We start from the raw sequence: 22645 nt of genomic DNA, 5'->3' as shown, positions 1-22645 counted from the left end.
AATAAAGGAAACATTAAATAGTAGATTAAATTATAATGTTAGGAGTGTAGTAAGTGACAAATAATAAACCAACTATCTTGCAAAGTTCATTAGGATCTGTTTTCTCTGCTTTTAGTGAAGAAGAGATTAGAAGAATAACAGTAAATGGAAAAAGAAGTATAGCTATTTCTGGTAAAATAAATAATCCAGGAATAATAGATGTACCAGAAGATGCTACACTTAAAGATGTAATTGAGCTTGCTGGAGGAATAATAGATAATAAAAAATTTAAGGCTGCACAATTAGGTATACCTTTTGGAGGATTTTTAACTGAGGATAGTTTAGATAAATCATTAGACTTTGAATTATTTTCAAAAGATGTAAATAGAACAATAATTGTTCTTTCTGATGATGATTGTATTGTTCAATATGCTAGATTTTACATAGATTATCTTTTAGGAAAAATGCAAGAGGGTAGCTTATGCCGTTATGAAGTTGCAAAATATGAAATACTTAGAATGTGGAGGCTTCTTGATAGAGTTAGTAAAGGCCGCGCAAATATGCGTGATATATATTTATTAAGAAGATTATGTTCAGTAGTAAAAGAAAAAGTAAATCAAAAACATAACATTATTGAGGAAATAATTGCTAAGTTTTATAACGAATTAGAAGAACATATTGAAGATAATAAGTGTTATACATCTCAATGTAATCATTTGGTAAAGTTAACTATAACAGATAAATGTGTAGGATGTGGTGCATGTAGAAGAGTTTGTCCAGTTGATTGTATTTATGGAGAACCAAAAAAACACCATGTAATAGATCATAATAGATGTACTCATTGTGGTCAATGTATTAGTGTTTGTCCAGTAAATGCTATAACAGCAGGAGATAATACATTTAAATTTTTAAGAGATTTATCAACTCCTAATAAAATTGTAATAACTCAGATGGCACCTGCTATTAGAGTTGCAATAGGTGAAGCTTTTGGATTTGAACCTGGAACTAATATTGAACATAAAGTTGCAGCAGGTCTAAGAAAATTAGGTGTAGATTATGTATTTGACACTACTTGGGCTGCAGACCTTACAATAATGGAAGAGGCTGCTGAACTAGAAGAAAGACTAAGAAAGCATTTTTCTGGAGATGAAGATGTAAAACTTCCAATACTAACATCATGTTGTCCTGCATGGGTTAAATTCATAGAACAAAACTACGGAGATATGCTTGATGTACCATCTTCTGCAAAATCACCAATGCAGATGTTTGCAACAGTTGCTAAAGATATTTGGGGAAGAGAACATGGATTAGAAAGAGACCAAATAACATCTGTTGCGATAATGCCTTGTATAGCAAAAAAATATGAAGCATCAAGACCAGAGTTTTCTAGAGGTATGAATTATGATGTAGATTATGTAATCACAACAAGAGAGCTTATAAAAATATTCCAGGATTCTGGTATAGACTTAAAAGAAATTGAAGAAGCTGAAATAGATCAGGTTATGGGCGAATATACAGGAGCAGGTATAATCTTTGGTAGAACTGGTGGAGTTATAGAGGCTGCTACAAGAACTGCACTTGAAAAAATGACAAATCAAAGAGTGGAAAACATTGAATTTGAATGTTTAAGAGGATTTGATGGATTTAGAACTTGTGAACTTGAAGTAGGAGACATAAAACTACGAATAGGTGTTGCTCATGGATTAAGAGAAGCTGCTAAAATGCTTGATAAAATAAGAGCTGGAGAGGAATTCTTCCATGCTATTGAAATAATGGCCTGTACAGGAGGATGTGTAGGCGGTGGTGGTCAGCCTAAAGCTAAAAAGAGACCAGAGGTTCTTGAAAAGAGGGCTGAAGGATTAAATAATATAGATAGATCTTTACCTCTGAGAAGATCTTATGAAAATCCATATATAATTGAATTATATGATAAATATTTAGATCACCCATTAAGCCACAAAGCTCACGAATTACTTCATACAAAATATTTTGTGAGGCCAAAAAAATAGATAAAAAATTAAGCCTTCTTCTATAAATATAGATTGAAGGCTTTTATTTTGTAACAAATGTTACTTACTTTATTTCTATTTATTGGATATAATATAGAAAGTTAATATTTAATTTTAATCTTGAGATAATAATATTAAAAGATATATAAAGGAGTAATATATGTCAAAGTATGGAAACTTACAAAAAATAAAAGATGGAAAAAGAACATATGCTATAACACCACATATTCCAGGTGGATTTGTTTTACCTGAAACATTAATTAAAATTGGTGAAGTGGCTAAAAAATATAATGCTGTTTTAAAGATAACCTCTGGACAACGTATTTTAATTACAAATTTAAAAGAAGAAGATTTAGAATCTATTTGGAAAGACCTTGATATGAAGCCAGCAGTAATAAACCAATATTCTGTTAAGAATGTTGAAATGTGCCCAGCTAATTATTGTAAAAGATCTAAATATCCTACAATTGGGCTTTCAATGAAAATAAGTAAAAATTTCCACGGTTTTGAACTACCAAATAGAACAAAAATAGGAGTAGCAGGTTGTAGAAATGCTTGCACAAGTGTATATTCTAAAGATATTGGTATAATAGCTGATATAGATGGTAAATTATTTGTTACAGTAGGAGGTAGTGCGGGCTTCTATCCAAGATCTTCAGATATTGTAACTAAAGGTCTTAATGAAAAAGAGGCATATTTACTTTTAGAAACAATCTTAAACTTCTATAAAGATAATGGTCAAATGGGTGAGAAGCTAGGAGACTTTATAGATAGAATTACCATCAAAAAATTTAGAGATGAAGTTTTAAAAATATCTAATATTAAGGAGACATTATAATATGATAACTAAAGAAAATACAATTGCAGAAATATTAGAGAAAAAAGCAAATGCAGCAGAAATTCTTATGTCATATGGAATGGGATGTTTAGGTTGCCCTTCATCAACTATGGAAACCTTAGAACAAGCATGCTCAATTCATGGCATTAATCTTGAAGAAGCATTAAAAAAACTAAATGAAAAATAAGGAGAGTTATGAGTTACAAATTTAAAGCAATAATACAAAAGCATCCTGATAAAGATGCGACATATATAGAGATACCATTTAATGTTGAAGAAGCTTTTGGGGCAAAGAGAGTTAAAGTAAAAGCTAACTTTGATGGAATTGAATATAGAGGCTCTATTGTAAAAACGGCTCTTCCTTGCTATATGATTGGAATGACAAAAGAAATAAGAAAACAAATAGGAAAAGAAGCTGGAGACAGTGTTTTTGTTGAAATTGAAAAAGACGAAGATGATAGAATTATAGAATTGCCAGATGATTTTAAAAATGCTTTGAATGAAAATAAACGTGCTAATGATTTTTATAATAAATTATCATATTCAGCAAAACGCAAATACTTCTTATGGATAACTAGCGCAAAAAAAGCTGAAACAAGGGAAAAAAGAATTACTGAAGCAATTTTGAAGCTAGAAGAAAATATTAAATTGTAATAAAGATACTGTATCTAAACTTAGATACAGTATTTTTATTGTAGGTAGATTTTTATGATTATTTACTGTTAATATTACACATAATATACTTAACAAATTTAGGAAGGTAGGATATAAAATGAAAAGAACTGATATAAAAAAGATAACCTTTTTAATTATTGCATCATTATTTTTTTGTAGCTCTAATGTTAGTTTAATTAATGCTAAAGAACCAATAATGCAAGAAAAATATACTATTGAAGAGCAAAAGATTAAAAGAGCTCAATTTATTTGGACTGCCTGCATAGAAGAGTTAAGAAAAGATAGTATTTTAAGTGATAAAGATGCAAAAAACATTCATAAGTATTTAAATGAATCTATGACATCGAATAAAAGTGAACTTCCTCTTAAAAGATATGAAAGAGAAAAAAATGCATTACAAGTTCACACTGTTGATAAAATGATAGAAAATAAAATAATTACTTTTGAGCAAGGAAAATCACTTCGTAAAAAGCTTAATAAATATGATTTATCAAATTTAGAACAATAAAAATTATCTTTGCTATGAACCAAATATAATATTTTACATATACTATAGTAAAGAGACAAAGGCGTCATCTTATAACCAATATTGGTTATTAGGTGGCGCTTTTATTTTTTATAATTAATTAGGAGGATGCATATGTGTTCAATATGTGGAATAATAGATTTTATTAATAGGGATAATGTTAGTGAAAAAATGGTAAAGATAATGGGAAGTGAACAAAGCCATAGAGGCCCGGATCAAAATGGTTTATATATTAATGATAATATAGCATTTCAACATAATAGATTGTCTATAATGGATTTAGAAAATGGTATACAGCCAATGACTAGAATACATGATGGAAATGAATATACTATTATATATAATGGAGAAATTTACAACAGCGATGAATTAAAAAAAGAATTAGAAAGTTATGGCATAGTATTCAAAACAAAATGTGATACAGAAGTAGTATTATATACTTATATCATTTTTAAAGAAAAATGTTCAAGTATGCTTAATGGGATTTTTGCATTCGCTATATATGATAAAAATAACAACAAAGTATATTTATCAAGAGATAGATTTGGTATTAAACCATTTTTCTATACTCAGTTAGGAAGCACATTTTTATTTGCTTCAGAGATAAAATCAATATTAAAACATCCTAAAATAAATGCTGTATTAGATAGTGAAGGTATATGGCAATTAATGTATTTTGCACCAATGAAAATAAATGGAAGTAGTGTGTTTAAAGATATACATGAAATAGTACCAGGTTATCACGGTGTATTTATGAATGGAAGTTTGAGATTAGAAAAATATTGGCAGCTAGAGGCTAAGGAATTCAATGGAGATAGAAAGGATGCTATAGAAACTACTAGATATTTGGTAACAGACGCAATAAATAGACAACTTGTTTCTGATGCGCCTCTTAGCACTTTATTATCTGGAGGTTTAGACTCTTCAATAATAAGCTCTGTAGGAGCTAAAAAATATAAAGAAGAAGGGAAAATCCTTGGAACTTATTCTTTTGAATACGAAGGTAATAAAGATAACTTTGAGCAAACATTATTCCAACCTCAATCAGATGATGAGTATGCAAGATACTTATCACAGTATTTAGGAACTAATCACAGAGTACTTACGGCAAAAATTGAAGATATATCAAGATTATTATTTGATGCAACGAAATTTAGAGACTTACCAGGTATGGCTGACATAGATTCTTCTTTATTATATTATTGTTCTAAAGTAAAGGAAAATCATACTGTAGCATTATCTGGTGAATGTGCAGATGAGATTTTTGGTGGATATCCTTGGTTTTATAGAAAAGAAATGTTAGACAGTGGATTCTTCCCTTGGATACATGACCCACACAAAAGAATTACTTTGTTTGACGATAGTATAGTAAAAAGTAAAGAAGGATTTGAATTTGTGTCAGCAATATATAAAGAAAGTATTTCAAAATGTCCAAAATTAGATAGTGATTCAGAAAATATGAAACAAAGTAGAATAGCAACATGGCTATCAACACAATATTTTATGACTTCTCTTCTTGAAAGAAAAGACAGAATGAGTATGGCAAGTGGTGTTGAGGTAAGAGTTCCTTTTGCTGATCACAGAATACTTGAATATGTATATAACGTACCATGGGAATACAAATATGAAAATCAAGTAGAAAAATCACTATTAAGAAATGCTATGAGTGAATACTTACCTGATAAAATATTAAATCGTAAGAAAAGTCCGTATCCCAAAACACACGACCCTAAGTATGAAGAGTTAGTTACTCTTTTATTAAGAGAAAGATTAGGTAAAAAAGATTCTGTATTATCAAATATAATTAATAAATCTACTTTAGAAGATATGCTAAAAACTAAAAATGTAACTTGGTTTGGACAGTTAATGTCAAAGCCTCAATTAATAGCTTGGTTAATTCAATTAGATTATTGGTTTATATTATATAATGTAAATATAATATAAATAATAAATATATCTATTTATATAGGATGATTAAATATTTTTATTCATCCTCTTTTTATTTTTTGTAAATATTACTTATTATCATATGAACATTATAAATAGTTTATCAATATTACTTTATTTATGATATAATAAAATTTTGTAAAGCGCTAAAAATATATACATAACTTTTTTAGGAGGACAATATGGGAAATACATTTTATATAGTAAGGCATGGACAAACGAATTGGAATATCTTGGGCAAAACACAAGGTCATGGCAACTCTGATCTTACTGATAAAGGAATCGAACAAGCTAATGAGCTATCAGAAGCTATATCAAACTATCCAATTGACTACATATACAGTAGTGATTTAGGAAGAGCAGTTCAAACAGCTCAAATACTAGGAGATAAATTAAATAAAAAAGTAAATAAAACAGAAGCTTTACGTGAAATGGGATTTGGAGTATGGGAAGGTCTTTTACAAGATGAAATAAAAAAAGATTACGCAGAAATATTTAATACTTGGAGAAATGAACCTCATTTAGTAGATATTCCTGGTGGTGAGACTCTTCATATAATACAAGATAGAGTAGACGATTTTATACAAGAATTAAACGAAAAATATGAAAATAAGCATATTTTATTTGTTACCCATTCAGTTACAGTAAGAGTAATGTTATTATCTTTCTTAAATTCAGGAATGGAAAATATTTATAGAATAAAACAAGATAATACAGCTCTAAACGTTGTAGAATACAGAGATTATGGTCCGGTAATAATTAAAATGAATGATACAAGTCATATCAAAAATAATGTTAAAATAAATAATTCTGCACTAGAATAATTTATTAAACTTTGAGGAGAAGATTTATGTCTAAAGTAATAGTAGTTGGAGGAGGTCCATCAGGTATGATGGCTGCTCTTACAGCTTCAAAAGAGCATGATGTAACATTAATAGAAAGAAATGATGAACTAGGCAAAAAGTTAAAAGTTACAGGTGGTGGTAGATGTAACTTAACTAACAACAGAGATATTGAAGATTTTTTTGATAAAGTCGTTAATAATAAGAAGTTTTTATATAGCAGTTTTTATAGCTTCACTAACCAAGATTTATTATCTTATTTTGCTAGTCAGAATTTAGAGTATAAAGTTGAAGAAGAAAATGATCATAAAGTTTATACGAAAAGCGATAAATCAATAGAAGTAATAGAAATATTTCAAAATGATTTAAAAAATAGAAAAGTAAATGTTTTATATAATAGCTTAGTAAAAGATTTAATAGTTGAAGATGACACTATCAAAGGTGTTGTTTTGGAAAATGGAGATAAATTATTAGCTGATTCAGTAATAATTTCAACAGGTGGTAAGAGTTTTGCACATACAGGTTCTGATGGAATAATGTATGATATTCTTAAAAAATATAATCATACAGTTAACCCTCTTTACCCAGCACTTACTCCATTAATAATAAAAGAACCTTGGATTAAAAATTTACAAGGTATTGCAATGCAAAAAGTTGAAATTTCTTGCAAACTTAAAAAGAAGAAAATAGCTAAAGTAGGAGATATGATTTTTACTCATTTTGGAATTTCTGGACCATGTGTCCTTATAGTATCTTCATATATAAATAAGTTTATTATAAATGAAGAAGTAGAGTTAAACATTGATTTTTTACCAAATATAAGTAGTGAAGAAATATCTAAAACAATGAGAAGCAATCCTAATAAAAACGTAATAAATAATTTAAAAGGTTTATTACCTCAAAACTTCTTAAAAGAGATTTTTGAAATATTATCACTGACTGATAAAAAAGCAAGTGATTTATCTAAATCAGATGAAAATAAACTTTTAGAACAAATTAAATATATGAAACTAACTTGTACAGAAACTAAAGGTTTAAAAAGTGCTATGGTTACAAGTGGAGGTGTTTCTGTAAAAGAAATAAATTCATCTACTATGGAATCTAAAATAATAAAAAATCTATTCCTAACTGGTGAAGTAATAGATATTGATGCTGAGACAGGAGGTTATAACCTTCAAATAGCCTTTTCTACAGGATACCTAGCAGGAATAAGTATATAGGTGATAAAATGAGAGTATTAGCAGTAAGAGGTGCAACAACAGTAAAGGAAAATAACTATGATGAAATAATTAGAGAGACTTCTATAATGATTACATCTATAATAGAACAAAATCATCTAGAATACGATGATATTATAAGTATGTGCTTTACAATGACTAATGATTTGGATAAGGTTTATCCTTCTGTTGCTGTAAGAGAAAATTTAGAAATATGTGACATCCCTCTATTAAATTTTGAAGAAAAGTACATAGAAGGAAGTTTAAAAAAATGTATAAGGGTATTAATACATATAAATAGTAATAAAACAAAAAACGATATTAAGCATATTTATCTTAATGAAGCTAGAAGTCTAAGACAAGATATCGTCAAAGAGAATTAATAATTAAAAATTATTTATAAAATATAATTTGTAATATAGGAGATATAGTCATGAAAAATATAGTAATAGCAGTTGATGGGCCAGCAGGTGCAGGTAAAAGTACAATAGCAAAAATAATAGCTAAAGAGTTAGGTATAAATTATATAGATACTGGAGCTATGTACAGAGCAATAACTTACAAATGTTTAAACAATAATATAGACATAAATAATGAAGAAGAAGTTATAAAACTTGCGAAAGCTACAGACATTGATTTTAAGGATAATAACATATATTTAGATGGTAATGTTATTAATGAAGAAATAAGAACAGTTGAAGTATCTAACAATGTATCAAATGTTGCTAAAATAAAAGAAGTAAGACATTTACTAGTAGATGTTCAAAGAGAAATTGGGAAAAGAAATTCTGGAATATTAGATGGTAGAGATATTGGTTCATATGTATTCCCTAATGCAGATTATAAATTCTTCTTAATAGCTACTCCTGAAGAAAGAGGAGCTAGAAGACATAAAGAGTTATGTGAAAAAGGATATGATGTTAGCCTTGAAGAAATAATAAAGGATATAGTAAAAAGAGATGAAATTGACTCTAATAGAGAATTTGCTCCTTTAGTTAAAGCAGATGATGCCGTTGAAATCGACACTACTGGAAAAACAATAGAACAAGTTGTTGAAGAAGTTATTTCTAAAATTAAATTATAAGAGTGTACTAAACATTCGAAAGGGAGATAAGTGTGAGTTTTTATAATTTTGTAATAAAAGTATTCAAAGGATTCTGTAATGTATTTTTTAAATATAAAGTAGTAGGATCAGAAAATATACCAAATGAAGGTAATATAATAATAGCTGCTAATCATAAGTCTAACCTAGATCCTATTTTTATAGCAGCAGCTATAGAAAATAGACAAGTTGCTGCTATAGCTAAAAAAGAATTATTTAATATTAAACCTTTAGGGTATATATTAAGTAAATTAAATGTAATACCAATAAATAGAGATAAGCCGGATATTTCCACTATAAAAAATATATTAAAGGCAATAAAAGATGGTTATGTCTTAGGTATTTTCCCTGAGGGAACAAGAGTTAAAGGTCCAGGCTTTGGTGAAGCTAAGGCTGGTCTTTCTCTCTTTGCAGTTAAAGGTAAGGCTATGGTAGTGCCTATATCAATAATTTCTAATTATAAAATATTTAATAGAGTTACTATTTATATAGACAAGCCTGTTTCTTTTGAGGAATACTACAAAGTAAAGTTATCGTCAGAAGACTATGAAAGATTGTCAAATAATATTTTAGAAATAATAAAAGAAAACTACTTTATACATTCAAAATAGGGAGAGAAAACATGGAAGTTAAAATAGCTAAAAATGCTGGATTTTGCTTTGGTGTAAAAAGAGCTATGAAAATGGCTTGGGATGAACTAGAAAATAGTAATGACACTATATTTGCATTAGGTCCATTAATACATAATAAACAAGCAGTATCTAAGTATGAGGAAAAAGGACTAAAAACTATTGAAGAAGTATGTCAAGTTCCAACTCAGAAAAACATGATTATAAGATCACATGGTGTAGCTGAAAAAATTTATACTGATGCGAAAGATAAAGATATAAATATAATTGATACTACATGTCCATTTGTAAAAAAGATTCACACTATAGTTAAAGAAGCGTATGAAGATGGATATGATATTATTGTAATCGGCGATAGTAAACATCCTGAGGTTATAGGTATTAATGGTTGGTGTAATAACAGTGCATTAATTTTTAAATCACTTAGTGAAATTGAAGAAATCAATTTAAATAAAGATAAAAAATACTGTGTAGTTGCACAGACTACTATAAACCTAGACAATTATAATAAAATTGAAGAGTTTTTATCAAAAGAAATAGAAAACATAAGATTTAATAATACAATATGCTCAGCTACAAAGGTAAGACAACAATCAGCTAAAGAATTATCTGATGAAGTTGATTGTATGATTGTAATAGGAGGAAGGCATAGTTCGAATACTCAAAAGCTTGTTTCAATCTGTGAAAACACAGTTCCTACTATTGCTATAGAAACAAAAGACGAATTAGTTTCAAAAGACTTATCTATATATAACATTGTTGGGGTAACGGCAGGAGCTTCTACTCCTAACTGGATAATAGATGAAGTAATTAGTTATTTAGAATCACTATAAAAGAATGTAATGAGCTTTAAAGGCCGTATATAGTAAGTACATATAAAAGTGTGTAAGCTATGTATGGCTTTTTTACGTATTAGGAAATAAAAGTAACAATTAATTTACAATTTTAAACAAAATATTATTAATGATTGCAAAACATGTCGTATGATGTATAATAATAATTGCAGTAATTAATAGGGGGCATATATAATGAGACTATTAGTAGTTATACTATCTATATTAGTAGTATTAGTATCATCACTTAATATAGCTGTTTCAATGGAAAAAGAAAAGGAAGAAATTCAAAGAACAAATATATTAAATTATAATAGCGAAGCAATAAAACAGGCTATGGAAAACAACAGAGACGTAAGTGAATATGTAGAAGGTAAAAAGCCATTATATATTGATGGAATAGTTATTGTTAACAAGGACTATGGATTACCTAAAAATTTCAGATCCCCTCTTGAAGAAGAAGCTTTAGATGCTTTTGGAAAAATGAAAAAAGATGCATATAAAAAAGGAATAGTATTAAATATAAGAAGTGGTTATAGATCTTATAGTACACAGGTTTCTTTATTTAATAGATATGCTCAAAATGATGGTAGTGAAGTTGCAAACACATATTCAGCCAAAGCAGGTTTTAGTGAACATCAAACAGGTCTTGCTTTAGATATTACTAATCGAAATACGAATAAAGCACCTGGTAATTGGTTTGATGATACACCAGAAGCTAAGTGGCTTTATGAAAATGCACATAAGTATGGATTTATATTAAGATATCCACAAGGGAAAGAACATGTTACAGGATATATTTATGAGTCATGGCATTATAGATATGTAGGTGTAGAGCATAGTGAAAACTTCAATATGAATAACTTAACATTAGAGGAATATGTTGGACTATATAATGAGTAATCTTTATATAGAAAAGCCTAAGCTTGGTTGCTTAGGCTTTTTTATTGTTTTAACAAGTAATACACAATATATAAATAACTATACAGTAATTAGCTTAATAAAATCTTCGATTTTTAGGTTATTAAAATAATCTTGAATGTTTATATTACAAAGAGCATTATTTATTTCTTTTTCCTCTATTTTACATCCCACTAATTTATTTGAAATATCTACATTGTCTCCATTTCCAAAATAATCACCAAATATTTTAATGCTATTAATTATACCATTATTAACTTCCATATATAATTCGATTTTCCCACAGCCATCAAAACGTCGTTCTTTTAATATATTATATTTTGGAGATGAGCCAAAGTTCCATTCCCAGTTACTATATCGATTATTCTTTATAACTTCGATGTTTTTTATATCAACATTGGTAAGTTTATATTCAGTTAAATCTGAGTCTTCAAACATATATCGAAGTAATAACTTTTTAAACTCATATATTGGTATATCTTCTTTCATATGTTCTTTAACATTAGTGACTCTACTTTTTACAGATTTTACACCCTTAGATTGTATTTTATCTTTAGATACCTTAAGAGAAGATGCAACTACACTAATGTCAGAATCATACATTATTGTTCCATGGTGCATTATTCTGTTTTTCTTTGCATACTGTGAGTTTCCTGAAAACTTCTGACCGTTAATAGTTATATCATTTCTACCATTAATCTCTGCCTTAACATCAAGTTTTTCTAAAGCTTTTACTATAGGATTACAGAATTTACTAAAGTTAAATTTACTTATATTACCATCATCTACAATAAATGTGAAGTTTAGGTTGCCTAAATCATGATAGACAGCTCCTCCCCCCGACAAACGCCTTACAACACTAATACCTTTTTGATTTACATACTCTTGGTTTATTTCTTCTATAGTGTTTTGGTGTTTGCCTATTATTATGGCGTTATCATTTTGCCATAACATAAAATATTCTTCATCTCTACTCATTTTATCAAAAACATATTGTTCTAATGCCAAATTAAAATATGGATCATTAGATGGACTTTCAATGTATTTCATTTTTAATTTCCCCCTAATACTAAAAAATTTATACAATTGTTGCCATTATTATATATTTTTCACAAATTAATGTAAATAATTTTTTGTAAAAAGTAAAAACTTTCAGTCTAAATATAAGAATACTATTAAGCATTATAGTAAAATATATAAAGATAAAATAAAGTGATATGAAATTATTAATAAAGAATTACAAAACATACAATTGAATATATTAAAAAACATTAAAGATAGTATTTAAAAATATATCTTAAGCTTCTATAATAATATATATAAATAAGTTAAGTAATTTTATTTATATCAAGTATAGGATGGTATGTTATATGAAAAAATATAATTTTGATTGTAAGTTATTTAGACAAGTTGGAAATGTCTATAAAATGATTAAGTATGGATATTTAGATGATAAACATATTAAAGGTGAGAGTATACAATATGGTAATAATAAAAAAAATTACTATAAGGTTTTTAAAAGTAATAAAAAAAGTAAGCTAACTATATTTTTTGTTCACGGCGGAGGATGGTGGCAAGGTAGTCCATCCTTATATAGTGGTGTAGGAAAGTTTTTCGCTAAAAAAGGATATAATACAGTAATAGTTGGTTATCGGCTAGTTCCAAAATTTACTTATCCTTCACAAATTGATGACTGCTTTGAAGCTCTAAAACATTATATCAATAATCATTGTAATAATGAGCATCTTGTAATAGGAGGATATTCAGCTGGTTCTGAGCTTGCTAGCCATTTAGTATTTGATTTGGATAGACAAAATAAATATAAAATAAGTCCTTCTATACTAAAAGGATTTTTTTCTATAGCGGGAGTTTTAGATTTTACAAAATGTAATTCAAGAGCTTCTAAAAAGCTTATTAGAAATTATCTAAATGGCATAGATCAATTTTATTGTAATCCAATTAGTATGATTAATAGTAAATATTCTAATATACCTGTATTATTTATTCATGGCGATAAAGATTCCTTAATTAACGTAGAAAATTCTATATCTTTTAGCAAAAGATTAAATAATAATTCAAGTCTAAAGATTATTAAAGGTATAGATCATGAACATTCAATAGATATTGTAAGAGGCCCTGGCAATTTATATTCAAGTTATATATTTGACTTTTTTGATAAAATTGCCATAAATAAAGAGGTGAATTGATGGGAGAAAATAATAAGAGTTACTTTATAGATAATTTGAAAGCTATTCTGATTGTTTTAGTAGTATTTGGTCATCTTATTGAAAGATATATAGATACTAGTAGTACTTTAAGAGGTTTATATATATTTATATATATATTTCATATGCCTTTATTTATATTTGTATCCGGTTTATTATCAAAGAATGTTAATAAAAGTAATAAAGTATTTTTTAAGAATTTATTAATTCCATATATTGTATTAAATATCCTTTGGTATTCTTTAGCTTATGCATATACTAGAGATATTAATATACCGATTATTTATCCTGGTTGGACACTATGGTTTTTATTAAGTTTATTTTTCTGGAGAATATCACTAAAATACTTAATAAGGATAAAATATATTCTTCCTATTAGTTTTCTATTAGGACTTATTGTGGGACTTATGTCTAATGGTTCTGTACTATCATTTTCAAGGACAATAGTGTATTTACCATTTTTCTTACTAGGATATTATACAGATTTAAATAGACTGAAAAGAATAGATGAAAAAGTGAATATTTGGTTTGCTATATTAGGAATTTCAGTATTTATTACACTAGCTTTAATCTCAGCAGAAGTAAACTTTATTGACTATAAATTTTTATATGGCTCATATTCATTTAAAGAATTGGGTATGAATAACTTGCAAGGTTTAATATATAGAGGTGTGCTTTATATAAGTAGTATTTTATTAAGCATATTTGTTTGTATAATTACACCAACAAGTAAAACTTTTTATTCTGAAATGGGAAAATCAACAATGTATGTGTATACTTTTCATATATATGTTGTGTTACTAATATTTTATTTAATTCCAACATGGGATGAGCACATATTTACAAATTTTATTATTTTAATTAGTCCTTTATTTGTAACCTTCATATTATCTCGAAAGTTTTTTGCAAGAATATATGATTTTCTATTTAATAAGATATTTAAACTAACTAGATTATAAATACCCAAAGAAAAGCTACAGCAAATACAGCTGTGGCTTTTAATTTTTATAATTTTTTAATAGAAATTATAGCACTAATAGGAATGTATAAGTATTTATTTTGGTTTTTTGATTTTTCTAAATGCGCTCTTTCTAGTACGATTTCAAAAGGAGTTACTTGAACAATTTCTCCATATAGTTTGTTTTTAGTAAGATAAGTGTATATCTCAACATATTCATTTTGTAATGATAGTGCATATTCATACATACTATCAACTCCTTATAAGAAGATAAATATCTTAATATAATATATGTATATTATTGAAATTTGGTGATATAAAGAGTAATATAAGTGTTAAAAGAAAGTTAGGTAATATATAATTGCACACATTAAAAATATATTTAATATAATTATTAATAGAATGGAAAATAAATGTATTTTTATAACGTCTTTACAAATAATAAATTAAGGTGATATTATGCATATATTAAATCTAGAAACACGTTGTAATTATGAAAATTATGAAGAAAATTTTTATAACAATGAACAATTATATCTTATGGTATGTGAACCAACAGAGCTTAATCTACTTAAAGATATTTTAAGCATTGATGAAATAACCATTAAAGATTGTTTGAATTTTGATGAAAGTATCAAGTTAGACTTATTTGAAAACTATGATTTTCTTAGTGTAAATACATTTGAGCTTATAGATGAGAAAGCACTAATAGAGGAAGTAAACATATATCTATCTGATAATTTTATATTAGTCGTTTGTAACAAGGAACATTTTATATATGAATTTGTAAGAAATATGATAACAAATAATGTAAAAATGGAAAATGCACCTACAGTTGTCAGTTTATTTCAAATAAACTATATGATTTTCAAATCTATTATTATTCATGAGTTTGAAAGTCTCGAAAAACTAGAGGATTTAATACTTAAATTAGAAGATGAAATATTAGATGGTTTAGTAGATAATCAAATAGAAAAAATAAGTGATATAAGAAGTATAACAAGAACGGTTGTTAAAAATACTCGACCATTATTATATATAGGTGAAAGAATACTAAAAGAGAATATTAGATATTTAAAGTATTCAGATGTTAAAAAGTATAACCTTGATAATTTACAAGGAATAGACTTTGGCATAGAGAAGTTATATAGCTTTGCTCTTTCAACAAGAGAATTGGCAGATAAACTTCTTGATATTTACTCTTCACAAGTTGCAGAAAAGACAAATAACTTAATTACAAAGCTTACATTACTAACTGGGATTGCAGCACCACTAACTATTATAACCGGTATATATGGAATGAACTTTAAAGTTATGCCTGAGCTTAATTGGTATTATGGATACCCAATTACGCTTGTAGCTATGTTATTAATAGTTGTTGTTGGGATAATAATATTTAAGATTAAAAAGTTATTGTAGAAGCTAGATTATATCTATATTAAACAATATATAAATAAGGTCTTCATTAAATGAAGACTTTTTTACGTATCAGAAAATTATGATGGCTCATAATATGTTTATAACTCATGAAACCAAGTGATATCAGTATACTAATAGTAAGTGAATTGAAATCGCCGACGTGGTCGCTTAAAAAAGCTTTTGAGCAACGGACGAAGTCGTTTGAGTAACGGGACATGAGCTTGCCGAATGGACGTTGACGATATGAAATTTTGGCGACATGAGCAAAGCGAATTTATTACATTAAAAATAGCGATAAATAACATAAAATGAAAGTAATAATATAACTTAATTAATTTAAGTCAGCCCATTGAAGAGAAGTTCATTTTACTTTAATAAATAAAGTTAATGTTTTGTTTTTGAATATTAATTAAAGTTATTGATTTAAGTTACAAATTTAAAATCTTATAAAAATCGTAAAAAATGTATATACTAAGTAATTTATAATCATAAATCTTTATATACATTGTTTAATAGTGTAAAATATAAATTATTAATAGAAATACTAGGAGGAATAAATGGAAAAATTATATTACAAAGATCAATACATAAAAGAATTTACAGCAGAAATAATAGATATTGTTGAAATAGATGATAAATACCATATAGAGTTAGACAAAACTGCCTTTTTCCCAGGTGGGGGAGGACAAGCATGTGATTTAGGTAAAATAGATAATCATAGCGTAATTGATGTATATGAAAAGAATTCGAAGGTATTTCATGTATTAGATAAAAAGCCAATAAAGATACATAAAGTAAAATGCTCTATAGACTGGGAACGTAGAGAAGATGGTATGCACCAACATTTTGCACAACACGTAATTTCTGGAAGCTTTTATACTTTATTTAAGGCTAATACTGTGGCAGTACACTTTGGTAGAGAGATAAGCACTGTAGACATAGAGGGATATCTAACGCCTGAACAAATAAGAGAAGCTGAAGCTTATATTAACGAAATAATAAGAGAAAACATTGAGGTAGAAACTTTACTACCTCCTAAAAAAGAGCTTAAGAAAATATGGATAAGAAGAGACTTACCAGATACTTCTGATGAAATAAGAATACTTAAAATCGGTGAACTTGATAGTAATGCATGTTGTGGAGTTCATCCTAAGTCTACTATAGATTTACGTATGGTTAAATTAAAAAAATGGGAAAAAAACAAAGGAGCAACAAGAATAGAGTATTTAGCAGGTAAGAGAGCTGTAGACTATTTCTTAAAAAGAGATGAAGCACTGATTGAAATATGTAGATATTTAAGTTCAACAGATGAGGAAGCTATTAATGGAATTAAAGGTATTCATGAGAAGCTAGAAGATGCTTTGTATAAGGTTAGAAAACTAGAAGAAGTAGTAGCTAATTATGAATTAAGAGATCTTATAGAGAACTCATCTAAAATAAATGACATATCAGTAATTATAAAAACATATGAGGATGAGAATTTAAAATATATTTCTAAACTAGCAACAAAAATAACAGACTACGAAAATACAATTGCCTTATTAGGTGTTAAGTCTGATGATAAAGTAAATTTAGTTTTTGCTTCGTCAAAAAATATAAAAAATGCAAATATGAATGACTTATTAAAAGATGCAATAACACTCGTTGATGGAAGAGGAGGGGGAAGCTTATCTCTTGCACAAGGTGGAGGTAAGAATAATGGGAATTTAGAAAACTCATTAGATTATGCTTTTTCTAAATTAGGAAGAACTTTATAATAAAAATTTTGATATACATAAAAAGACACATTATAATCTATGTGTCTTTTTTTGCACAAAATATATAAAATTAAAAACTAAAAGTATACAAAAGTCTCATATTAATATTTTATTTAGTTTACATAATAACGTTAAGGAAACTAAATATCGACTTTTTATTGTTGTGTTTTATAATTACCCATTTAAATCCTTTTTAAGGGGTTCGACATACTTATTCGACTAATTGGGTTATGAAATTATTTTAAATCCTTTAAAACAGAAAGATTTTAGAGGGATTTTTTGTTATTTTTAAATATCTATATAGTAAAAAATATAAGATGAATTTTTAGATAAAAATAAAATTTGTATTACTAGTCATTTTCTATCCTACCTTTAAAGTAATCTATGTTACTAAATACATATTCAAGATTTATTTATACTAAAGCACTAAAAATTATTTGATCACTATCGACCAAATGAAATAATTAATTTTTGAAATTATTATCGTATTAATCTTAATAAGTTAACATAATAATGCAAAGGTAACCATTTATAATGAATCAATATAAAAAAACGCTTAAAACTGATTTAAAGCAATTTTAAGCGTTTTTTATTTGATACACAGCTTATTGTATTGTGTTTGTAAAATGAAGGCTTTAAAATCGAAAGTATTTAGTCACAAAAAGTAAACTTTTTATCAACTTTATATAAAAATAATTAATTTATAAATATTATCCTAACTTAAATAAAGTTTCCGAAATCTTAATACTAGCTTCAGAATCCATTTCTTTAAGTGTATGAGCATATATGTTTAGAGTAGTATTTATATTAGAATGTCCAACTCTTTCTGATATAACTTTAATAGGTACTTTAGAATTAATTAATAAAGTAACATGAGAATGACGTAGATCATGAAATCTTATATGAGATAAATCATTGTCTTTTAAAAACCTATTAAATTTCTTACTTAAAACATCTTGAGCAATAGGTTCCTCATTTTTATCATAAAATAATAAGTTTTTCTTATTATCAAGTTTTCCTTGAAGCTTAGTTTCTAGCTGTTTTTTCTTATGATTTTTTAGCATAAGTATTATCTCTTTTGGAGCAGAAATGGTCCTTTCTGAACTTTCTGTTTTGGGATTTTTTAGAATAACTCTACCTTCATTACGTACTGTTATCTTGTTTATTGTTATACAATTTTCGTTAAAGTCTATGTTATCCCATGTTAGTCCAAGAACTTCAGATATTCTAAGCCCCAATCCAGAAGCTAAATAAATAGGCAACTCTAGGGGAGTATCCTTACATATTTCAAGTAATCTTATCATACTTTCTCTGTCGTATATCCTATTTTTGTATCTTTTATTCCTCGGAACCTCAATACATTCTATTATATTTTCATTGATTAGCTTTAATCTATAGGCCTTTCTTAGTGCTAAATTTAATATATTTATATGTATTTTAATAGTCTGTGGAGCTAAAATACCAACTAAATCATCAACATAATTTTGAATATGAATAGGCTTTAATTCATTAAGTTTATACTTTCCTAGGATAGGAATTATATATTTTTTAGTAATTCTTTTATAACAATTATATGTAGTTATTGATAAATTTATCTTATACTTTTCGAGAAAATCTAATAGAAAAATTTCTAAATTTAAGGCATTTGGTAGCGATAAATTATCATTAAATATGTTCTCTTTTATTTCATTTAATCTTTTTGAAGCATCTCTTTTTTTATCATAAGAGCCCATATTTTTTTGATATTTTTTACCTGATTCAACATCTTTATATTCTAAATAAACTATGTAGTTTTTACTTCTTTTTCTTATAAATGCAAAGCTCATTTTGTCCCTCCAATAATTAGTAAGTATTATTTAATTATATCATATCTATATAAATAAATATATTTAAAGTTCTGACATATAACTGACATAAAACCCAAATTAATCTTTAAATATGTTGAAAATACTAGTTTTATGATTTTTGGCATAAAAGTATATATTTTATGTCTTACAATCACAGTTATATTACATAAAGCATAAGTTGGTAAGAGATAATCCTATGTTCAGGAGACTAACGTTACAATGTATAGTTTAATAAATTATTTTTTTGTATCTAATTTTTAAAGAAGGGATGATAAGCTTTGGCAAAAAGTAATAATACAAATTGGATTAATAAGCATTTAAGATTTGCCCTAGCTAATGCCTTAAATAAGTCTGAGTCACAAATAACAAAAGAGTATTTAAAAACATTAAAAGAATTAGATTTATCACAGTGTGGCTTAAAAGATTTAGAAGGTATTCATTATGCTAAAAATTTAATCAGCTTAAACCTTAGTAAAAATTGTTTAACAAATGTAGAGAAGCTAAGAAAACTAAAAAAATTGGAGAACCTAGAATTATGCGAAAATAAGATTGAAGATGTATCTTTTTTAAATGAACTAAAGAATTTAGAAAGTGTAGGTTTGGAAAGTAACAATATATCTTTTATACCAGATTTAAAACCTCTCATTAATTTAAAACTACTTAATATTTCAAACAATAAAATATCTGACTTATCATTTATTAATACACTATGCTCTCAAAATTTGAAAGTCATAGCTAGTGAACAATGCGTATTGTTAAATCCAATATCTATAGATTATGGAGAAGACTATTTATTTAAACCATCTGTTACTTGGGATGAAGATATTCAAATACACTGTGATAACATACAAGTCACTGGCAGCTTTAATTATATAGAAACTGATGAGAGACCTTTTTTCCTTTATTCAGTTTCAAAAGTTTTAATTAAAAATGTATATTCTGATTGTATAATAAAAGCTGAGTTTTTTCACGAAGTCCCATATTTAAAGGGAGGAATCTTAAGTGGCATTTTGATACAACCAATTTTTATTAAGTTAGTAAATCTTACTTTTAATCTTAATAAGCTAAAAAAAGAAAAACCTCTTAGTGAAATCTACGGTAAGTTAGAATTGGATAATAAAGAAGATATAGATATAATATCTTACAAAAGGAATATAGTAAAAAATAAAACTATAACTATAATAAATACAAAAGGGGAGAAGCTTTCTTGTTTGACTAACTCTAGAGGGGAATACAAATTTAAAAATCTAGAAGATGGAAGATACACAATACTATTTCCTTTTATAAATGATTATAAATATATTAGTCCTAGTTTATTTGTATGTAATCTTAGAGAAGGGGAGTCTAAAGAAGTCAACTCTATATTAGAAAATAATTAATAAGTAATAAAATTAACAGAGTTAAAAAAAGCGGCTTATAAGCCGCTTTAATTATTTAAACTTTTAAATCCTTCACCTAATACTTCATGAACATTACTTACTATTATAAATGCATTAGGGTCAGTAGATTTAACTAATTTTTTTAGATACACTTCTTGATTCTTAGGAATAACAACTAGTAATACATCTTTCTTCTCATCTGTATAACCACCTTTACCATCTAAAATAGTAAGGCCTCTATCTAATTCATTAGTAATTACTTGTCTTAGACTTTCTGATTGATTTGAAATAATAAAGAATGCCTTTGAAAAATCAAAGCCTTCCATTATGGCATCAGCTACTTTTACTATTACATATAAAGCAATAGCAGAATATAGAGCTATCTCAATATTTTGACTTACTATACCAGATGATATTACTACAACACCATCTAAACACATCATAAACTTTGTTGCTTTTATACCTGGGAATTTTTTACTTAAGATTAAAGCTATTAAATCTGTTCCCCCAGTAGAACCATCTACTCTAAATACAATACCAATACCTATACCTACTAATATTGCACCAGAGATAGCTGATAACAATAAATCACTTGTAGCAACAATTGATGCTAATGGAGAAGTTATATTTACTATTAAAGAAAATAATACAGTACCCATTAAAGTTTTGATGAAGTTTTTACGTCCTAACATTTTGAATGTTAATAAAACTAAAGGCACACCAATCATAAGCATAATACTAGATACAGATAATCCAGTAACTTTACTTAGTACTACAGACATACCACTTAAGCCCCCAGGAGCGATTGTATGTGGTTTTAAGAACATATTGATACCAATACTCATTGATATACAACCCAGTATAAGCCCAACGCTTTCTATAAGCATAGACGGTTTTTGTTTTTTCATATAAGATCCCCCTTTCAATTATGACAATCAATATTATAACAATGTTTAAGGAAGAATAATAGGGGTATAATATAATATAATTAATTCTGAAAATTAGATATTCATATCAATATTTGTAAATACATGTAAAATTAATTGTTATTACATGAAAAATTTAAGAATATGGATTTTTTTATCAGATTTGGAAAAAATAATTTGATTATATACACCATATCGGTATATAATATAAATGATTTTAAGTTAATATTGAAAGGAAATGATTATATGAAGGTTACTTTACCAGAATCAGCTGTAAATACGCTGAAAGACATATTAAAAGATAATCAAGACAGACCTGGAAACATAAGAGTGTATTTTGCAGGTGTTGGTTGAGGTGGTCCATCATTTGGACTTGCTCTGGATGAGCAAAAAGAAGAAGATTTAACTTATGAAGTTGATGGATTAAACTTTATAATGAGTACTGAGGATCATACAAAGTATGGGAATATAGTAATAGAAGATACTGGATATGGATTCAGAGTTGCACCTGAAAATATGATTAATGATGAAGGTGGCTGCGGCGGAGGATGCTCTGGTTGCGGACATTAATAAAAGTAGAGTATTAGTTTAGGCTAATACTCTTTAATTTTTTAAG

The 22645-nt window shown here is 27.0% G+C and carries 23 protein-coding genes; 19 read left to right on the top strand and 4 right to left on the bottom strand.

Annotated elements, in window-relative coordinates; all coding sequences use genetic code 11:
• Nucleotides 1-53: 53 nt before the first annotated feature.
• The 13 genes from ACI48P_RS09350 to ACI48P_RS09290 all read left to right on the top strand — a co-directional run bounded on the left by ACI48P_RS09350 (nucleotide 54) and on the right by ACI48P_RS09290 (nucleotide 11500).
• Nucleotides 54-1988: a [FeFe] hydrogenase, group A gene (locus tag ACI48P_RS09350; protein WP_475215047.1), complete on the top strand. Its 1935-nt coding sequence runs from the start codon at nucleotides 54-56 to the stop codon at nucleotides 1986-1988.
• A gap of 160 nt (nucleotides 1989-2148) precedes the next feature.
• Nucleotides 2149-2826 (top strand): nitrite/sulfite reductase domain-containing protein, encoded by a 678-nt coding sequence (locus ACI48P_RS09345; protein ID WP_475215046.1) that lies wholly within the window; start codon nucleotides 2149-2151, stop codon nucleotides 2824-2826.
• Nucleotide 2827: 1 nt separating this feature from the next.
• Nucleotides 2828-3013 carry a DUF1858 domain-containing protein gene (locus tag ACI48P_RS09340; protein ID WP_475215045.1) on the top strand — a complete coding sequence of 62 codons (186 nt, stop codon included), beginning with the start codon at nucleotides 2828-2830 and terminating at the stop codon, nucleotides 3011-3013.
• A gap of 8 nt (nucleotides 3014-3021) precedes the next feature.
• Nucleotides 3022-3480: a DUF1905 domain-containing protein gene (locus tag ACI48P_RS09335; RefSeq protein WP_475215044.1), complete on the top strand. Its 459-nt coding sequence runs from the start codon at nucleotides 3022-3024 to the stop codon at nucleotides 3478-3480.
• A gap of 118 nt (nucleotides 3481-3598) precedes the next feature.
• On the top strand, nucleotides 3599-4009 hold the full coding sequence (locus ACI48P_RS09330) for a hypothetical protein (protein ID WP_475215043.1): 411 nt from the start codon (nucleotides 3599-3601) through the stop codon (nucleotides 4007-4009).
• 132 nt (nucleotides 4010-4141) lie between these two features.
• Nucleotides 4142-5971, top strand: a complete 1830-nt coding sequence (asnB, locus tag ACI48P_RS09325) for an asparagine synthase (glutamine-hydrolyzing) (protein ID WP_475215042.1) — start codon at nucleotides 4142-4144, stop codon at nucleotides 5969-5971.
• A 185-nt stretch (nucleotides 5972-6156) separates the two neighbouring features.
• Nucleotides 6157-6798, top strand: a complete 642-nt coding sequence (locus ACI48P_RS09320) for a histidine phosphatase family protein (RefSeq protein WP_475215041.1) — start codon at nucleotides 6157-6159, stop codon at nucleotides 6796-6798.
• 26 nt (nucleotides 6799-6824) lie between these two features.
• The gene (locus ACI48P_RS09315) at nucleotides 6825-8036 is read left to right on the top strand and encodes a BaiN/RdsA family NAD(P)/FAD-dependent oxidoreductase (protein WP_475215040.1); all 1212 of its coding nucleotides are present in this window, start codon (nucleotides 6825-6827) and stop codon (nucleotides 8034-8036) included.
• An 8-nt stretch (nucleotides 8037-8044) separates the two neighbouring features.
• Entirely contained in the window at nucleotides 8045-8416 is a 372-nt protein-coding gene (aroH, locus tag ACI48P_RS09310; RefSeq protein WP_475215039.1) for a chorismate mutase, read from the top strand.
• A gap of 50 nt (nucleotides 8417-8466) precedes the next feature.
• Nucleotides 8467-9117 carry a (d)CMP kinase gene (gene cmk / locus ACI48P_RS09305; protein ID WP_475215038.1) on the top strand — a complete coding sequence of 217 codons (651 nt, stop codon included), beginning with the start codon at nucleotides 8467-8469 and terminating at the stop codon, nucleotides 9115-9117.
• 32 nt (nucleotides 9118-9149) lie between these two features.
• Entirely contained in the window at nucleotides 9150-9746 is a 597-nt protein-coding gene (locus ACI48P_RS09300; protein WP_475215026.1) for a lysophospholipid acyltransferase family protein, read from the top strand.
• 11 nt (nucleotides 9747-9757) lie between these two features.
• Entirely contained in the window at nucleotides 9758-10597 is an 840-nt protein-coding gene (locus ACI48P_RS09295; protein ID WP_475215025.1) for a 4-hydroxy-3-methylbut-2-enyl diphosphate reductase, read from the top strand.
• 195 nt (nucleotides 10598-10792) lie between these two features.
• Nucleotides 10793-11500 (top strand): M15 family metallopeptidase, encoded by a 708-nt coding sequence (locus ACI48P_RS09290; RefSeq protein ID WP_475215024.1) that lies wholly within the window; start codon nucleotides 10793-10795, stop codon nucleotides 11498-11500.
• 78 nt (nucleotides 11501-11578) lie between these two features.
• Here the strand turns inward: ACI48P_RS09290 and ACI48P_RS09285 are convergent, their stop codons facing one another.
• Entirely contained in the window at nucleotides 11579-12568 is a 990-nt protein-coding gene (locus tag ACI48P_RS09285) for a lipoate--protein ligase (RefSeq protein ID WP_475215023.1), read from the bottom strand.
• 320 nt (nucleotides 12569-12888) lie between these two features.
• On the opposite strand from ACI48P_RS09285, the gene ACI48P_RS09280 reads away from it, so the two are divergent.
• Both ACI48P_RS09280 and ACI48P_RS09275 read left to right on the top strand, forming a co-directional pair.
• The gene (locus ACI48P_RS09280) at nucleotides 12889-13725 is read left to right on the top strand and encodes an alpha/beta hydrolase (RefSeq protein ID WP_475215022.1); all 837 of its coding nucleotides are present in this window, start codon (nucleotides 12889-12891) and stop codon (nucleotides 13723-13725) included.
• Nucleotides 13725-14702, top strand: a complete 978-nt coding sequence (locus ACI48P_RS09275; RefSeq protein WP_475215021.1) for an acyltransferase family protein — start codon at nucleotides 13725-13727, stop codon at nucleotides 14700-14702. Before ACI48P_RS09280 ends, ACI48P_RS09275 begins: the two co-directional genes overlap by 1 nt.
• 46 nt (nucleotides 14703-14748) lie before the next feature.
• Here ACI48P_RS09275 and ACI48P_RS09270 read toward each other — a convergent pair whose 3' ends face one another.
• On the bottom strand, nucleotides 14749-14949 hold the full coding sequence (locus ACI48P_RS09270; RefSeq protein WP_475215020.1) for a hypothetical protein: 201 nt from the start codon (nucleotides 14947-14949) through the stop codon (nucleotides 14749-14751).
• 211 nt (nucleotides 14950-15160) lie between these two features.
• Here ACI48P_RS09270 and ACI48P_RS09265 point away from each other — a divergent pair, with 211 nt between their 5' ends.
• Nucleotides 15161-16120: a magnesium transporter CorA family protein gene (locus ACI48P_RS09265; protein WP_475215019.1), complete on the top strand. Its 960-nt coding sequence runs from the start codon at nucleotides 15161-15163 to the stop codon at nucleotides 16118-16120.
• 557 nt (nucleotides 16121-16677) lie between these two features.
• A complete protein-coding gene (locus ACI48P_RS09260; RefSeq protein WP_475215018.1) occupies nucleotides 16678-17877 on the top strand; it encodes an alanyl-tRNA editing protein in 1200 nt (399 codons plus the stop codon).
• Nucleotides 17878-18587: 710 nt separating this feature from the next.
• On the opposite strand, the gene ACI48P_RS09255 is transcribed toward ACI48P_RS09260, so the two are convergent.
• Nucleotides 18588-19703, bottom strand: coding sequence for a tyrosine-type recombinase/integrase (locus ACI48P_RS09255; RefSeq protein ID WP_475215017.1), 1116 nt, complete (start codon nucleotides 19701-19703; stop codon nucleotides 18588-18590).
• 299 nt (nucleotides 19704-20002) lie between these two features.
• On the opposite strand from ACI48P_RS09255, the gene ACI48P_RS09250 reads away from it, so the two are divergent.
• Nucleotides 20003-21103 (top strand): leucine-rich repeat domain-containing protein, encoded by a 1101-nt coding sequence (locus ACI48P_RS09250; protein WP_475215016.1) that lies wholly within the window; start codon nucleotides 20003-20005, stop codon nucleotides 21101-21103.
• 47 nt (nucleotides 21104-21150) lie between these two features.
• Here the strand turns inward: ACI48P_RS09250 and ACI48P_RS09245 are convergent, their stop codons facing one another.
• Nucleotides 21151-22011: a YitT family protein gene (locus ACI48P_RS09245; RefSeq protein ID WP_475215015.1), complete on the bottom strand. Its 861-nt coding sequence runs from the start codon at nucleotides 22009-22011 to the stop codon at nucleotides 21151-21153.
• 453 nt (nucleotides 22012-22464) lie between these two features.
• Here ACI48P_RS09245 and ACI48P_RS09240 point away from each other — a divergent pair, with 453 nt between their 5' ends.
• Nucleotides 22465-22599 (top strand): hypothetical protein, encoded by a 135-nt coding sequence (locus tag ACI48P_RS09240; protein WP_475215014.1) that lies wholly within the window; start codon nucleotides 22465-22467, stop codon nucleotides 22597-22599.
• Nucleotides 22600-22645 lie beyond the last annotated feature (46 nt).

Source organism: Romboutsia sp. LXY-2, assembly GCF_056171995.1.
Note: the sequence above shows the minus strand (reverse complement) of the source record. Positions and strands in the feature narration are given on the sequence as shown.